The following is a 15,391-nucleotide window of genomic DNA, read 5'->3' as shown; positions in this document are numbered from 1 at the left end:
CTGTCGCATCGTGATCCTGGTGGTAGGCATGGCAGGCCGAAAAATCGGCCAGCATGCCAACGGTCAAGATCACTCGCGCGCGCCCGGATCGTCCACGATCAGGCTGAAACGGCGTCCACGATCAGCCTGAAACAGCGTCCACGTTCATCTGAAATGACGTCCACGATCGTCTGAAACGGGCGTCCACGATGCCCTGAAATACGCAGTGTGTGGCGCCGCAACGGTGACATGGAAGGTTACCGCTCGGGCACCGGCGCGAGACGCCAAGGTATTGGCGCCGGCACCTGCCTGCGCATGCTCGCAGCCGAGCCGCCCAACGTCGAAGGCGCGATCGAGACGGCGGGTCGCATGATCCGGGACGGCACCCGGGCGGCGGACGTGATCTCGGGCTTAGAGCCGCCACGACCGAGTCGAGGCCTTCTATACGCCGGTCACGAAGGCAATCGAATCACGGATGTTCACGGGGTGCTCCTGGAAGGATGGGATTCAGTCTCTCGGCTCCACGGTCGAAGCGAAGACATAGCCTTCGCTTCGGACGGTCTTGATGTAGCGCGGATAGCGTGCGTCGTCGCGAAGCCGCTGGCGCAGCCGGCTGATCAGCAGGTCGATCGAGCGCTCGAAGAGCTCTGCCTCGCGACCCTGCGTGAGACTCAGTAACTGGTCCCGGCTCAGCACCTTGTTCGGGTGGTCGAGAAAGACGCGCAGCAACCGGTACTCGGCGCCGCTCAACGCGACCATCACGCCGTCGGCGTCGAGCAGATGGCGTGCGTTCGTATCGACCTGCCATTCGCCGAATGCGAGCTTGTGGGCAGCCTCGGTGGACTGCATGTTCGGCGGCAGCATCCGCGTCCGTCGCATCACCGCACGCAATCGGGCAAGCAGTTCTCGCGCAGAGAAGGGCTTGGCCAGATAGTCGTCGGCCCCCATCTCGAGGCCGAGGATTCGGTCGGCCTCCTCGCTGCGCGCCGTCAGCATCAGGATGGGCGTGGTCTTGTACTTGCCGGTACGAAGATCGCGGCACAGGGTCAGGCCGTCCTCACCCGGCAACATGAGGTCCAGGATGATCAGGTCGAAGGGACCGGACTCCTCGAGAGCAGCCCGCATGTGGCGTCCGGTCGGCACGGAGACCACGCGCAGACCGTTCTTGACGAGGTAGGTGGTGAGCAGTTCGCGGATCTCCCGATCGTCATCGACGATGAGGATGTGATCGGAGGGCCTTGGCGTCATGGCGATGGAATTGAATTGCTGGCGGAGTGAGCTGACTTTAGCCCGCCTGGCGAGCCGGGTTGACGCCTTTGTATGACAACGTATCTGGTACGCCGAGTCCAACATTGTGTTGCGCCCGATGTCATCGGGTGCGACCGGATTGGCGCACAAGCTGCGTGGAAAGGGCGTGGAGATGGCGCGCCTCGAAGCCGCCGTGCGCCGCCTCTGTGTATTTGAACGTGTCTCTCCATGGCCAGGACACACGGGATTTCAAAGAGGCCGGGGCGTGACACATCGGAGATACACGTGGCCGATGTAATTCACTCAGTCTTGAATTCTCGAGGCACGAAAGGACATCCAATGAAAGCGACTCGAATCATGGCGGCGGCAATGCTGATCGCCGGCGGCGGTTTGATGGGCCACCTGGCGCAGGCCCAGTCCGCGGGACTGGGACGCACCGACGTCTTGCAGCACGATCTTGGCATCGCCGGCCGCGAGGTCGTCCAGGCGCGCGTCGACTTCGCCCCGGGCGTCATGGCGCCCAGGCACTCGCATCCGGGCGTGGAAGTCGCCTACGTGATCGAAGGCATGATCGAGTATCAGATCGATGGCAACGCGCCGGTGACCCTCAAGGCCGGCGACGGCTTGTACATCCCGGACGGCGCAGTTCACTCGGCGAGGAACATCGGCGGCGGCAAGGCGTCGGAGCTCGCCACCTACTTCGTCGAGAAGGGCAAACCAGTTTTCGTGCCGGCCAAGTGAGCGCGCCTTGACCGCCTGCGCGCGACAGCGGAGCCTCGCCGCTGTCGCGCGCGGTCTTGCTCCTGAACGGCAGTCTATGACCTGCCTTTCTCGGCCGCTGCCCGGATCTCCGAGATGGTTCGCGCCGGGTCCTGCAAATGCGGATAGTGTCCGATTCCAGGAAGAACAGTGAATCCCACATGGGCCTTGTCGGCAAACTCGATTCCCATTTCCTTCTTGATATAGAAGTCTCGTTCGCCCCAGATCACCCGCACCGGCGTCTTGAGCCTGGCCAGGTTCTTTTCGAAGTACTCCTGGTCTTCCGTGAAGTGCGAATAGTAGTGATAGAAGGCATCCGCCGAGGTCATGCTGCCTTGGTTCCAACCCCGCGCCATGTCGTCCTTGAACGCCCGCGGAAGTTCGAACTGTTCTTCCTTGGTGAAGCCTCGTCTGGATGCGTTCTCCAGGATCTCGTCCCGATTCTTGTTCATGGCGGCGTTCACGACGTCGGAGGAGGGCTTCGACTTCAGGGCTTGCAGGTAGTCGATCATGTAGCTGGGCCTGTCGAAGGGGGCAAAGTCGCCCACGACGATGGTCTTTGCGAGGCTTGGCTCATCCAGGGCGAGCAGGAGCGGCGGCAGGGCGCCAATGTCCGTCGCGTAGATGGTGAGGCTTGAAGCATCGATGCCCGCCTTGTCGATATACGCCTTGAGCACGCGGGCATAGTCCCTGGGCGAGTACGAGAACTTGTCGATCGGCGGCCTCGATGAAAGGCCGTAGCCCGGCCAGTCGAAAGCGTGGACTTCGTAGTCCTTTCCGAGCGCCGTCGAAATATCCGTCCAGGCATAGAGCGTCTCGGGGAATCCGTGCAACAGGAGCACGGTCCCCTTCGGCTTCGAATTGCGGACAACCGACCTCCTCAGCGTGATGTCGGGGCTCAATTCGATGAATCCGATTTCGGCCTGCGGCGGCTTTGCTCGGAAGTACTGATGTGCGCACCCGGTCAGCACCGAGAGGCCGAGGACCCAGGCAGCGGTGAGTAGTTTCTTCTTGCGCGAATGCGACATGGCTGGCCTTTCTGGAAACGGTCGACATTCAATGGCCAAGGCGTTGCCGCGCATGGCCTTCGGGAATTCTGGACCCGCATCGATGTGCCGAGGTACGTCGGGTATGCCTCTGTATCCGCTCGGTCTTCCAATACAGTACGTTTCACCTCGATGCCCTGCAGCGGTCGTCGGCTCTACGCTGCCGGAGCAAGCATGACACTGCGTGGCGAAACGCCGAAACGTTGCTTGAAGACACGGCTGAAATGCGCAGCGGTCGAGAATCCGCATTGCCACGCGATTCCCTGAACCGAGGTGGCGTCCGACGCGCCGGTGCGAAGCAAGGTGTGCGCATGTTCCAGGCGTACCTGCACGATGTGGCGCATCACGGACGTTCCCTGGGATCTGAACAGCCGCTGCAGGTGCTTGGGGATTCGCAGCGCGACGATGCTCCACTGCTCGGGCACGGATTCGATGAACGCCTCCGCCGGATCGAGCGCGAACATGCTTCCCGCATCGAAGCGATGGAGCCGGCTGTCCTGTTCCACGAGGACGTAGCCGGACGAGATGAGCTTGAAGCAGACGCTGTCGCCTTGCGAAGGCGGCACCGGATTCGGCGTGTCGATGTCGGTGCCGATATTCTTCGGCTCCTCCGGAGCGCTGCCCGCAAGGACCCCCGATGAGACACAAATTGTCACGAGTATGGCGGGCGATGACAACTGTGCCATGCGCGCGCCTCGCCGTGTGTCATTCACGTCACTTCGCGCACCGCGGCGCTGCCGATGGGCGCAGCGGACTTCAGGCGGCGAGTAGTTTCAACAACGCCTGGGCGGCGGCGCTCGAGGATGCCGGATTCTGGCCGGTGACGAGGCGCCCATCGGTGATGGCCAGGACTTGCCAATCGTCCACTTTCTCGAACTTGCCGCCCAGCCGCTTGAGTTCATCCTCGACCAGGAAGGGCACGACATGCGTGAGACCGACCGCTTCTTCCTCGCTGTTGGTAAAGCCTGAGACTCGCTTCCCCTTGACGATCGATTCACCGTCGATCCTGACGTGGCGCAGGACGCCCGGTGCATGGCAAACGGCGGCAACGGGTTTGCCGGCGTTGTAGAAGTCCTCGATCAAGGCGATCGAGCGCTTGTCCTCTGCAAGATCCCATAACGGACCGTGCCCACCCGGATAGAAGACCGCGTCGAAGTCCGCGGCCTTCATGTCGGCCAGCTTCAAGGTGTTCGCCAGCACCTTCGACGCCGCGGGGTCGCCCTTGAAGCGAATCGTCAGGGCTGTCTGGCCCTCTGGCGTGTCGCTCTTGGGGTCGAGGGGCGGCTGGCCGCCTTGAGGCGAGGCGACGGTGATCTGGTTCCCTGCGTCGAGAAAGCTGTAATAAGGAGCCGCGAACTCTTCCAGCCAGAATCCGGTCTGGCGACCGGTGTCTCCAAGCTTGTCGTGTGAGGTCAGGACCATCAGGATTTTCTTTGGCATGGTGTTGCTCCGAAACGTTGGACGAACTTGGCGGGTATGCAGGCTCATGCGCCGCATCCAGCCTTTGCCAATGATGGCGGCCTTTGGCCGGGGCGCGCACGCATGGCGTGTCCGCATGTATCTGCGCCAGAGCACCGGGTTCGAGACGCACGTCTCGCAGCCCGAGCTTGCACTGCCCCACGCGCAGACCCACCGGCTCGACGGGCTCGCCGCTGCCGTGTTCGACCTTCTCGTTCTGGCCAGCGGCATGTTCGCCATCGGCACGGAAGCTTCGTCGTCGCCGGCGTGCTGCCCCGGCGCGGCCGCCGCCATCGCGGTGGCGCGGCCCGTCCCTTGATCGGCGTCAAGTCGATCCGCCCGCCGAGTGCGAAGCTCCCCTGAATCCAAAGGAGCGGCGATGCGCATCCAGTTCTTCGGCGGCACGGGCACAGTCACCGGGTCCAAGTACCTGCTCGAGCACGAGGGCCGGCGCCTGCTCGTGGATTGCGGGCTTTTCCAGGGCGTCAAGCAATTGCGCCTGCGCAACTGGCATCCCTTGCCGATCAACGCCGCGGACATCGACGCGGTGGTGCTGACGCATGCGCATATCGATCACAGCGGGTTCGTTCCGCGGCTCGTCAACCTGGGATTCAAGGGGCCGGTCTACTGCACCGAGGCCACGCTCGCGCTGTGCAAGCTGCTGTTGCCGGATTCCGCCCGTCTGCAGGAGGAAGAGGCCGATTTCGCCAATCGCCACGGCCACTCCAGGCACCAGCCCGCATTGCCGCTCTACACCGAACGGGATGCCCGCGAGGCACTGAAGCGCTTCGAGGTCGTGCCCTTCGGCGATGAGCAAGTCCCGTGGCCGGGGTGGTCGTGGCGGCTGACGCGCGCCGGCCACATCCTCGGTGCGGCCAGCCTGCGTGTCGGCTGGACCGGTGGAAGCATTCTTTTCTCGGGCGACCTGGGCCGCAGCGACGATCTCCTCATGCGGCCCCCGGAGCCTCCCCAGCCGGCCGACTACGTCGTCGTCGAATCCACCTATGGCGACCGGCTGCACCGCGACGTCGACACCTTGTCCGCCCTTGCCGCCGTGGTGAACCGCACCGCGGCGCGCGGCGGAATCGTGGTGATTCCGGCTTTTGCGGTGGGCCGCGCGCAGACGCTTCTGCATGGCGTCCATCTGCTCAAGCAGGCCCGGCGGATTCCGAACATGCCGGTCTACCTCGACAGCCCGATGGCCGCAGATGTCACGCGCATCTATCGTCACCATGGCGACGAGCATCTGCTGGCCGCCGAGCAATGCGCGGCGATGAGCGGGGAGGCCACTGTCGTGAACACCATCGAGGAGTCGAAGCGGCTCGATGCGCTGGCCTATCCCTCCATCATCGTGTCTGCGAGCGGCATGGCCACCGGCGGGCGCGTGCTTCATCACATCAAGACCTACGCACCCGAGGCGAGGAACACGATCCTGTTCGCCGGCTTCCAGGCGGCCGGAACGCGCGGCGCGACGCTCGTTGGAGGCGCGAAGGAGGTGAAGATCCACGGCGCCTACGTGCCGGTGCGGGCCGAGATCGCGATGCTCGACACCTTGTCCGCGCATGCCGACCGGGCCCAGCTCCTGGCCTGGCTGGACGCACTGCCGGCGCCGAGACGGGTCTTCGTGACCCACGGTGAACCGGTGGCCGCCGATTCGCTGCGGCTGGCGATCGAAGAACAGCACGGCTGGCCGGTGACGGTGCCGGACTACCTCGAGAGCTTCGAGCTCTGAGGCGGCGGCTCGCGCCATGGCCTTCGATCGGTTGCCCGCCCGGCGCGCCGGCATCGACACCTACCAGCAGCCCGTGGTCTACCTGCGCAGCGACTGCCCGGTCTGCCGCGCCGAGGGCTTCGAGGCGCAGGCGCAGGTGGAGGTGGTCGCCGGGCACCGGCACGTGCTCGCCATCCTGAACCACGTGACCAGCGACTGGCTGCGCAGCGACGAGATCGCGCTGTCCGAGGCCGCATGGAGCCTGTTGGGGGTGGCCGAAGGCGAGGCCGTGGCGGTGCGCCATCCGCCGCAGCTGGATTCGCTGGCGCACCTGCGCACCAAGGTGCACGGCGGCAAGCTGGGGTACGAGGCCTTGCGCGCGCTGATGGAAGACGTGAGCCATGGCCGTGTGTCGGACATCCACCTTGCCTCCTTCGTGACGGTGTGCGCAGGCGGTGGCCTCGATTTCGACGAGACCGTGGCGTTGACCAAGGCCATGGTCGACGTCGGCGAGCGAATCGACTGGGGAACGTCGCCCGTCATGGACAAGCACTGCATCGGCGGGCTGCCCGGAAACCGGACCACGCTCCTGGTGGTGCCGATCGTCGCGGCCTGCGGCATCACGATGCCCAAGACTTCCTCGCGCGCCATCACGTCGGCCGCCGGGACGGCAGATGCCATGGAGACGCTGGCGCCGGTCGCCTTGGACGTGCCCGCGATGCGGCGCGTGGTGGAACGCGAGGGCGGCTGCATCGTCTGGGGCGGCACCACCCGGATCAGTCCCGCCGACGACCTGCTGATCCGCGTGGAGCGCCCGCTCAGCCTCGACAGCGAAGGCCTGCTCGTTGCTTCGATCCTTTCCAAGAAGGCCGCGGTGGGCTCGCAGCGCGTGCTGATCGATCTGCCGGTGGGGCCGCAGACCAAGGTGCGCAGCGCGCAGGCCGCCGGCCGGCTCTCGCGCAGCCTGGTCTCCGTGGGGGCCGCGCTGGGCCTGCAAGTGCGCACCGTCCTGACCGATGGTTCGCAGCCGGTCGGCCGCGGCATCGGACCGGCGCTGGAGGCCATCGATGTCATGGCGGTGCTCGAACGCATGCCCGATGCGCCGGCCGACCTGCGCGAGCGTGCGTTGGAGCTCGCCGGCCTGGTGCTGGAAATGGCGGGGCGGGCCGTGACGGGAAGCGGGCGAACCATGGCGCGCCAGATCCTCGACGAGGGCCGCGCGCTGGCCAAGTTCATCTCGATCTGCGAAGCCCAGGGCGGCCTTCGGATTCCGCCCAGCGCGGCGCATGTCCACGTGGTTGCGGCGCCGGCGACCGGCGTGGTGCAGGCGATCGACACCCGGCTGCTGTCGCGGGCGGCCAAGCTCGCCGGCGCGCCGCGTGATCCGGCGGCGGGGGCCACGCTGCACGTGCGCCACAGGGACCGGGTCGAGCTCGGACAACCCCTCTACACCTTGCATGCCGAGAGCCCGGGGGCACTGCGCTATGCATTGGACTTCACGCGTTCGCAGTTGCCGGTCGCGCCTGTAAAGGCCGGGCCATGAGTGCGCGACGGGTCGAGGACCGACGCGATCGAGGCTGATGAATCGCAGCTCGGCGGCGAGTCGCCGGCGCCTCGCCGCTCACCCTCGAGGAATCGTGTCGAGCAGCACCGTCTGGATCACGCAACGGTGGTTTGCCGATCGGCGAAGCTCTTCGATCGGACGGCCCTCGGCATGCAGCGACCAGGTCGATGGGCGGGTCGCGTCGACGACATAGGCCGCGTCGTTCGACGCCGTGTGTCTGGCTTCGGCGACCTGCAGCGCAAACCCGAGTTCCCGTGCCGCTGCGAGGAAGATGCTGCCTCGCCGCGTGCGCGGGTCGCCGAGGAAGATGATGCCCGTCTTCACGGCCTGCGGCGATCCGAGGTCGCAGAGTGTCAGGAGGTCGGCGATCACACGGGCCGGATGGTCGTCCAGGCCGAGCCCGGCGTAGACGGGAACCCCGGCCTCTCGCTCGATCCGGCGAACCGTCGACGACGGCAGCGTGTCGCAGTCGATCGCGTCGTACATCCGCCCCAGAAGCCGCGCCAGCGCCCCGATGTCCACCTGCCTGGAAGCGTCGGCCTCGAAGGGGACTTCGGCGACGCGGGCGCCCAGGTCTTGGGCTGCGCGATGGAGTGGCGAGACTTCCCGGCCCGCGGGCCTCGCCATCAGCAAGGCCAGGTTCCTGCCGCGCAAGGGGTTGCCGGTGGCCCCAGCATCCGAATCCGCCCGCAGGCGCCGGGCCGCTGCGAAGAGGGCGACGATCTTTGCGGCCGCCAGCGGTTCATCGGGTTGCCAGGTGCCGGCATGAGAGGAAGAAGGCTTCACAGGTGCAACGGTATGGCTTTTGCGGCCCGCAGACTTGACGGCGGTCAACAAAGCGGGGCCGTGGTAGCGGTTACCGATCTGACACGAAGCATTCACCCGCTGTTACCCAGACCCCCATGGCGTTGGCGCATTTGTTGCACTCGCTTCCTAAGCTCTGCTTCATCGATCAGCAAGGAGCCAGTGATGACTGAAGTGACGAACACCCCGAATCGCCCGGTATCTGTCGTCGGCCGTATCGCCGACACCCTGCAGCTGCTGCAGGACAGCATGCCCATCCAGCGGCGTATCGTCCGCGCCGGCGATTCGGTGTACCAGGTGGGCCAAGCCTTCGGCTCCCTCTACATCGTGAACTCCGGCTACTTCAAGATGGTCAACCTCTCGGGCGAGGGTCGCGAGCAGGTGGTCGGCCTCTATTTCAAGGGCGACTGGCTGGGATTGGACGGCATCGCCACATCGCACTACGCCTGCGACGCGGTGGCCATGGACACCGGGGAGGTCTGGGCCATTCGCTACGATGCGCTGATCCAGGCCGCCGTGCGGACGCCTGCGCTGCTCACCGTGCTGCACGAGACCATGAGCCGCGAACTGACCCGTGAGCACGACTCGATGTTGTCGCTGTGCACGCTGCCCGCCGATGCGCGCGTGGCGGGTTTCCTTCGCTACTGGACCGACGCGCTGGCCCAGCGCGGCCAGCGCACCGACCAGATCACCCTGCGCATGACGCGGGCGGAGATCGGCAACTACCTCGGCATGACCCTCGAAAGCGTCAGCCGGGCGCTGTCGCGCCTGGCACGCGGGGACGTGATCCGGTTCACGGAGAAGGGCCGGCGCGACATCCATATCCCGCAGGTCGAGGCGCTCACCGCCTTCATTCAAGGAGCGACGGTTGCGCCGATGGCGGGCGCGCTTCACTGAGCCGATTCGAGCGCCCGGGCGATGGCCTGCTCGAGGTCGGCCCGCGTGAAGGGCTTGCGAAGCAGTTCGCGGCCCCGTGGCTCGCCCGGCAGTTCGCTGGAATAGCCGGACATCAGCAGCACCCGAAGCCCGGGCCGCAGCGCGATCGCCGCATCCGCCAGCTCGGTGCCGCGCAGGCCCGGTCCGAGCAGGATGTCCGTCAGCAGCAAGCCGACGGGCTGGTCCGTCGCCAGCATTCGAAGGGCCTCCTCGGCATCGGCGCAGGCGGTGACTTCGAAGGCCATCGCGTCGAGAAACCTCGCGACCACCTTGCGAACTTCGGGGTCGTCTTCCACCAGCAGGACGCACAGCCCCTCCGGCACATGGCTGGCACCGCGTTCGAGACCGTCATCGGCGAGGCCGTCATCGTCGGCTCGCGGCAGGAAGATCGTGACCGTGGTTCCTTGCCCCAGGGTGCTCGCAAGGCTCACGGCGCCGTGCGACTGCCTGGCGAAGCCGTAGACCGTCGACAGGCCGAGGCCGGTGCCGCGGCCGGTCTCCTTGGTCGTGAAGAAAGGCTCGAAGGCGCGGGCCTTGACGGCTTCCGGCATGCCGAGCCCGGTGTCCGTGATGGCGATCGACGCGAATCCATGCGATGGCGAATCGCCCGGCTGGGCGTCCAGGCCGTCCGGCAATGCCGCCACGGCCCGGCAGCTGAATGACAGGGTTCCGCCTTGCGGCATGGCGTCGCGTGCATTGATGGCCACGTTGAGCAGGGCGGACTCGAGCTGCCCGGGATCCGCCACGCAAAGCACTTCGTGCGCATCGAGAGTGATGCCGATGCGCTGGTCCAGGGTGCGTCGAAGCATGTTCGTCAGGGACTCCAGCAGGGCGGCGACGTCGACGATCGTCGGCTGGAGCATCTGGCGCCGGGAAAACGCGAGCAGCTTTCCCGTCAGTTCGGCACCGCGCCGGGTGGCGCGGGCGGCGGCGCCGACGACCTGCTGCACCAGGGGATCGCGCGCGTAGGCCGGTGCATCTTCGAGCACCTGGAGGTTGCCCGAGATCACCGTGAGCAGGTTGTTGAAATCGTGCGCCACGCCGCCGGTCAACTGGCCCACGCTCTCGAGCCGCTGGGCGTGGTTGAGCGCCTCTTCGCTGCTCTCGCGCTGCATCACCGTGGCGAGCATGCTCGACAGCGACTCCAGGAAGCGGACTTCGTCGTCGCCGAAGCGTTTCATCACGCGCGAGCGAACGGCGAGCGTTCCGATGGTGCGGCCCCGGTCCGCCAGCGGCACCGAGAGTTCGCACACTAGGCCGGCCTCGACGTAGTGCGACGGAACCTGAAAACGCTGCTCCTGCGCGTAGTCGCTCAGGAGCACGGGCTCGCCGTGCGCCACCACGTGGCCGGAGGGAGATCCGGGCTCGTTGGGGACCCTGTCGCCGATGGCTTCCTGGGGCAGCAGTCCCACGCCGGCGACGATCCGGAAGTGCGTGCCGTCCGGCTCGAGCAACAGGATCTTGGCCTGTTCGACCTCCAGGGCTTCCGCCACGATGGTGGGAACGAGGTCGATCAGCTTCTTCGAATCGCGGGCGTCGACGGCATGCCGGCCGAACTGGGCCAGGCATTCGGCATAGCGGGCGCGCTGCAAGGCCTGCTTCACGCGCGGGTAGGCGCCGACGCCGCGGATCGCGGCCACGACGTAGGGCAGGCCGTGGTCCTGCAACGGACTCAGCGCGATCTCGACCATGACCTCGCTGCCGTCGCGCCGCTCGGCGACCAGGTCCATCTGAGTGCCCATCGGTCGGGGACGTGGATGGTCGGCGTAGGCCTTGCGATAGGCCGCGTGGCGCGGACGGATGGCGTCGGGCACCAGCGCATCCACCGGCAGGCCGATCAACTCGGCCTCGGCATAGCCCAGCAGTTCCAGCGCGGCGGGATTGGCAAGGCGGATCACCCCTTGCTCGTCGATCAGGAGGAGGGCGTCGGGGTAGGCGAGAAAGAGCGATCGAAACACCGCCCCGTCGTCGAATCCCGAAGCAGCGAGCGGGGCCGCCATCAGGCCGCCTCGACCTTGGGGACGAGGATATAGCCGGCGCCACGAACCGACTTGATGATCTGCGGCGTCTCGGGGTCGGCCTCGATCTTCCGGCGCAGCCGCCCGATCTGCACGTCGATCGTGCGGTCGAAGGGCCCCCCGTCGCGGCCGCGCGTGTGCTCGAGCAGGAAGTCGCGCGACAGCACCCGCCCGGGATGGGTCGCCAGGGTGTTCAGGAGGTCGAATTCGCCCGTGGTCAGCGCCACTTCCTGACCCTTGGGGTCCAGCAGCCGTCGCGCGGCGGTGTCGAGCTCCCACTGTGCGAAGCGCAGCATCGTGGCGGGCGCAGCCGTGGCACGGGCCGGCGGCGCATCGGAAGGAGGCGCGAGGCGGCGCAGCACCGCCTTGATGCGCGCCACCAGTTCCCGCAGGTCGAAAGGCTTGGTGACGTAGTCGTCAGCGCCTACTTCCAGTCCGACCACCTTGTCGACCGCGTCGCCCCGTCCAGTGACGATGACCAGGCCGCATCGCCAGTGTTCGCGCAGCTGGCGAGCGATGGCAAAACCGTCTTCGCCCGGGAGGCCCAGGTCGAGCAGCACCAGCGCCGGTGCGTCGCTCGCCATCAGGTCGATGAGCGCGGTGCCGGTGTGTAGCTGGCTGACGCGAAAGCCTTGGCCCGCCAGGTAGCTGGCAAGGAGCTGCGTGATGTCCGCTTCGTCGTCGAGGACGGCAAGGTGGGTGGGGCTGGTCACCGGGCCATATTAGCCTCGGACCCGGCCGGATCGCAACAGCGCGGTTACCGGCACGCGTGCGCGTCAGTGACGACGCTTCGCTTCGGTCTTGGTCTGGCAGGCGGCGCAGCGTATCGCCGTGGGCTGGGCGAGCAGCCTCTCGAGCGGAATCTCCTCGTTGCAGTCGATGCACAGGCCATAGAGTCCGTTTGCCAGGCGCTGCTGCGCCTGCTCGACTTCGATAAGGGTGTTCCGGTCCACCTCGATCTCGGCGAATCGCACGTCGTCCAGCCGTTCGGCCTCGGCGTCGTCGGCGTGGCTGTGGACCTCGTGCTCGCCGGCGAGCACGCCGCCCTGGAGGGGTGTGCCGGCCGCCCCGAGTTCGTTCAGCACCTCGCGCTTTCGCGCCTGGAGTCGCCGGGCGAGATCGTCGAGGTCTGATGGATTGAGGTGTTTCATGGGCTTCGGTCCTTCGGTTGATTCGATCGTTGCAGCGGCGCCGGCGGCACGAGCACCGCCGCGCCCTGGAGGCGGCCCGCCCGCAGGTCCGCGATCGCCTCGTTGGCACGGTCCAGCGCATAGGTCGTGATGTGGACCTTCGGCGGATCCGCCCGCACGACCTGGAGGAACTCGCGCGCATCGGCGCGCGTGAGGTTGGCCACCGAGACGAGCTGGCGCTCTTCCCACAGCAGCCGGTACGGGAAGGCGGGGATGTCCGTCATGTGGATGCCGCCGCAGACCACCCGGCCCCCTTTCCGTACCGCCCTCAAGGCCAATGGCACCAGCTCGCCCGCGGGCGCGAAGATGATGGCGGCGTCCAGCGCTCGCGGCGGCTGCATGTCCGCACTGCCGGCCCATGCGGCACCGAGGCTGAGCGCGAAGGCCTGGCTCGCCGCATCGCCGGCGCGCGTGAAGGCGTGGACCGTCCGGCCCTGGGCCACCGCGACCTGGGCGACCAGGTGTGCGGCGGCGCCGAATCCGTAGATGCCCAGCTGTCGGGCGTCGTCGCCGGCGGCCTTCAGGCTGCGCCAGCCGATCAGGCCGGCGCAGAGCAGGGGTGCGATCCGGGCCGGCTCCTGGGCCAGGTCAGCCAGCGGCAGGCAGAAATCGGCCTCGGCCAGCACGTGGGTCGCGAAGCCGCCGTCGCGGTGATAGCCCGTGAAGCGCGGCGTGTCGCACAGGTTCTCGCGACCGGCGCCGCAGAAGGCGCAGTGCCCGCAGCTGTGGCCGAGCCAGGGGACGCCGACGCGGTCTCCGACGGCCAGCGAGCGGACGTCCGCACCCAGCGCCTCGACCTCGCCGACGATTTCATGGCCCGGCACGATGGGCAGCACGGAGAGCGGCAGGTCGCCGTCGATCACGTGCAGGTCGGTGCGGCAGACGGCGCAGGCCAGCACGCGAAGTCGAACCTCGCCGGAGGCGGGCTCGGGCAGCGGGCGCTGCGTCATCTGCAGCGGCTGCTTCGGCCCATGAAGAACCATCGCCTGCATCATGGCGTGTGCGATCAGGCCTCGACGAGAAGATTGTTCACGACCTTCGCCACGCCCGGTGCCGACCACGCGGCGCCTTGCGCGGCCCTGCGTTCCGCCCACGACTTGACCGTGCCCCGCAGCGTGACCTGGGCGCCATCGACCAGCACCTGGATGTGCCTGGCCTCGCGATCGGCCTGCCGCTTCAGCGCATCGCTGATCTTCCGCTCGACGTCGACCGCCGTGAACCGGCTCTTGACCTCGACCAGGTTGGTGACGCCCTTGACGCCCAGCAGATGGCGCACGGCGACTTCGGCCGCCTGGCGCTGGTACGCCCATTCCACGCCGCCGCTCAGCGTGATCCAGCCGCCCTCCACCATCGGGTGGACCGCGTCGTCCGGCACCAGCACGTTCCATTCGAGGGCGTTTTCCGCCGCCTTGGCGATGTCGGCGTCGGTGCGTTCGCTGCCGGCCGGAAGCCGGACCGACATCTCGACGGCCAGGGCCTTGACACCCTTGACCCGCTGCACGGCGCGCTCGATGACATGCTTCTGCGAATGGCTGGACGGATGCCCGCTCAGCGTGACGACGCCATCCTTGACGATCACGCCGATGTCGGTGGCATTCATCGTGATCGCAGGATCGAAGTTCAGTTCGGCGACGATATCGCTTCGCAGCATGGCATCGGATTTCATGAAGACTCCTTCGTCGATGGACGCTTCACTGTAGGGAGTGCCGACCCCCGCGAGCTTGCGCTGGATCAAGTGCCAGTCCGGCTGAGGCAGCCTTGATGGAGATCAAGGTCTGCGGCCAGTCGACGCCCGAAGATCGCCATTCGTCTCCATTCGCCTGGAACCGTCATGAAACTCGGAACGATCCTGGTCCATCTCGACTATTCGGAACACTGTGCCGCTCGCGTGGGTATCGCCGCGACCCTGGCCAGGCAGCACGGCAGCCATCTGATCGGCCTGGTGCCCACCGGCCTCTACGACGGAGTCATTCCCGCCGAGGCCATTGCGGGAAAGGACACCGATTTCATCGCCGCGTCGGCCGACTTCCTGCGCGTGCGCGCCGAAGGCATCGCCCACACCTTCAGGAAGCTGATCGAGGGAGCGCCGTCGATATCGTCCGAGGTTCGGCTGGTGGATCAACCCTCGGTCGATGCGGTCGTCCTGCACGGACGCACCAGCGACCTGGTCATCGTCGGCCAGTCCCAGCCCGGCGACACGGACACGACGACGGCCCGCGACCTGCCGGAGCAGGTCGTCCTGCATGCGGGCCGCCCGGTGCTGGTGCTGCCTCGCGCGAAGTGCGCTCGCGAACTCGGCAAGAACGTGCTGGTCGCGTGGGACGGCAGCCGCGAGGCCGCCATCGCATTGCGCGATGCACTGCCGCTGCTCTCGAAGGCCGCCAGCGTTGCGCTGGTGTCGTGGCGCGCAGGCGCCGCGCCGGTCGACGACAGCGACCTGCGGATCCCTCAGATCCTTGCCTGGCTCCGGCGTCACGGCATCGAAGCGAAGGCCGTCCAGCATGTGGCTTCCGAGGGACTCGCCGATGCGCTGCTGTCGCATGCCGCGCGGGAGCATGCGGGACTGGTCGTGATGGGCGGCTACGGCCACACCCGCATCCGCGAGCTGGTGCTGGGCAGTGTGACCCGAGGAATCTTCGAGCGCATGGACGTTCCGATCCTGATGGCGCATTGAGTGC

Annotated in this window: 16 protein-coding genes; 6 read left to right on the top strand and 10 right to left on the bottom strand. The window is 66.9% G+C overall.

What is annotated here, in order from left to right; genetic code table 11:
* Positions 1-486 precede the first annotated feature (486 nt).
* A complete protein-coding gene (locus QZH52_RS19170) occupies positions 487-1,227 on the bottom strand; it encodes a response regulator (protein WP_301812066.1) in 741 nt (246 codons plus the stop codon).
* Positions 1,228-1,566: 339 nt separating this feature from the next.
* On the opposite strand from QZH52_RS19170, the gene QZH52_RS19165 reads away from it, so the two are divergent.
* Positions 1,567-1,968 (top strand): cupin domain-containing protein, encoded by a 402-nt coding sequence (locus QZH52_RS19165; protein WP_301812048.1) that lies wholly within the window; start codon positions 1,567-1,569, stop codon positions 1,966-1,968.
* A 74-nt stretch (positions 1,969-2,042) separates the two neighbouring features.
* Here QZH52_RS19165 and QZH52_RS19160 read toward each other — a convergent pair whose 3' ends face one another.
* From QZH52_RS19160 to QZH52_RS19150, 3 genes are all read right to left on the bottom strand, one after another.
* Positions 2,043-3,014 (bottom strand): alpha/beta fold hydrolase, encoded by a 972-nt coding sequence (locus QZH52_RS19160; RefSeq protein ID WP_301812047.1) that lies wholly within the window; start codon positions 3,012-3,014, stop codon positions 2,043-2,045.
* Positions 3,015-3,187: 173 nt separating this feature from the next.
* Complete coding sequence (locus QZH52_RS19155) at positions 3,188-3,718, bottom strand: helix-turn-helix transcriptional regulator (RefSeq protein WP_301812044.1); 531 nt, start codon at positions 3,716-3,718, stop codon at positions 3,188-3,190.
* A 70-nt stretch (positions 3,719-3,788) separates the two neighbouring features.
* The gene (locus QZH52_RS19150; protein WP_301812064.1) at positions 3,789-4,454 is read right to left on the bottom strand and encodes a type 1 glutamine amidotransferase domain-containing protein; all 666 of its coding nucleotides are present in this window, start codon (positions 4,452-4,454) and stop codon (positions 3,789-3,791) included.
* A 64-nt stretch (positions 4,455-4,518) separates the two neighbouring features.
* On the opposite strand from QZH52_RS19150, the gene QZH52_RS19145 reads away from it, so the two are divergent.
* Genes QZH52_RS19145 through QZH52_RS19135 form a run of 3 tightly spaced genes read left to right on the top strand, consistent with a single transcriptional unit; the run spans position 4,519 to position 7,744 of the window.
* Positions 4,519-4,809: a hypothetical protein gene (locus QZH52_RS19145; RefSeq protein WP_301812043.1), complete on the top strand. Its 291-nt coding sequence runs from the start codon at positions 4,519-4,521 to the stop codon at positions 4,807-4,809.
* Between the two features lie 60 nt (positions 4,810-4,869).
* Positions 4,870-6,222, top strand: a complete 1,353-nt coding sequence (locus QZH52_RS19140; RefSeq protein ID WP_301812040.1) for an MBL fold metallo-hydrolase — start codon at positions 4,870-4,872, stop codon at positions 6,220-6,222.
* A gap of 16 nt (positions 6,223-6,238) precedes the next feature.
* Positions 6,239-7,744, top strand: a complete 1,506-nt coding sequence (locus QZH52_RS19135; RefSeq protein WP_301812037.1) for a thymidine phosphorylase family protein — start codon at positions 6,239-6,241, stop codon at positions 7,742-7,744.
* A 78-nt stretch (positions 7,745-7,822) separates the two neighbouring features.
* Here the strand turns inward: QZH52_RS19135 and QZH52_RS19130 are convergent, their stop codons facing one another.
* Positions 7,823-8,599: a Rossmann-fold NAD(P)-binding domain-containing protein gene (locus QZH52_RS19130; protein ID WP_301812035.1), complete on the bottom strand. Its 777-nt coding sequence runs from the start codon at positions 8,597-8,599 to the stop codon at positions 7,823-7,825.
* Between the two features lie 135 nt (positions 8,600-8,734).
* On the opposite strand from QZH52_RS19130, the gene QZH52_RS19125 reads away from it, so the two are divergent.
* Complete coding sequence (locus QZH52_RS19125; RefSeq protein ID WP_301812033.1) at positions 8,735-9,466, top strand: Crp/Fnr family transcriptional regulator; 732 nt, start codon at positions 8,735-8,737, stop codon at positions 9,464-9,466.
* On the opposite strand, the gene QZH52_RS19120 is transcribed toward QZH52_RS19125, so the two are convergent.
* The 5 genes from QZH52_RS19120 to QZH52_RS19100 form a co-directional block, all read right to left on the bottom strand.
* Entirely contained in the window at positions 9,460-11,505 is a 2,046-nt protein-coding gene (locus QZH52_RS19120) for a PAS domain S-box protein (protein WP_301812031.1), read from the bottom strand. The genes QZH52_RS19125 and QZH52_RS19120 overlap by 7 nt on opposite strands.
* Positions 11,505-12,236 carry a winged helix-turn-helix domain-containing protein gene (locus QZH52_RS19115; protein ID WP_301812030.1) on the bottom strand — a complete coding sequence of 244 codons (732 nt, stop codon included), beginning with the start codon at positions 12,234-12,236 and terminating at the stop codon, positions 11,505-11,507. Before QZH52_RS19115 ends, QZH52_RS19120 begins: the two co-directional genes overlap by 1 nt.
* A gap of 63 nt (positions 12,237-12,299) precedes the next feature.
* On the bottom strand, positions 12,300-12,674 hold the full coding sequence (locus QZH52_RS19110; protein ID WP_301812028.1) for a TraR/DksA family transcriptional regulator: 375 nt from the start codon (positions 12,672-12,674) through the stop codon (positions 12,300-12,302).
* Entirely contained in the window at positions 12,671-13,705 is a 1,035-nt protein-coding gene (locus QZH52_RS19105) for a zinc-dependent alcohol dehydrogenase family protein (RefSeq protein WP_366919308.1), read from the bottom strand. The genes QZH52_RS19110 and QZH52_RS19105 overlap by 4 nt, the downstream gene beginning before the upstream one ends.
* Before the next feature lie 14 nt (positions 13,706-13,719).
* Entirely contained in the window at positions 13,720-14,379 is a 660-nt protein-coding gene (locus tag QZH52_RS19100) for a BON domain-containing protein (RefSeq protein WP_301812024.1), read from the bottom strand.
* A gap of 165 nt (positions 14,380-14,544) precedes the next feature.
* Between QZH52_RS19100 and QZH52_RS19095 the strand changes: the two genes are divergently transcribed.
* Positions 14,545-15,387 (top strand): universal stress protein, encoded by an 843-nt coding sequence (locus QZH52_RS19095; RefSeq protein ID WP_301812022.1) that lies wholly within the window; start codon positions 14,545-14,547, stop codon positions 15,385-15,387.
* Positions 15,388-15,391: the final 4 nt, after the last annotated feature.

The sequence above is a fragment of the Variovorax ginsengisoli genome, assembly GCF_030486595.1.
In the GTDB taxonomy this organism is placed as follows: Bacteria; Pseudomonadota; Gammaproteobacteria; order Burkholderiales; family Burkholderiaceae_C; genus Variovorax; species Variovorax ginsengisoli_B.
Note: the sequence above shows the minus strand (reverse complement) of the source record. Positions and strands in the feature narration are given on the sequence as shown.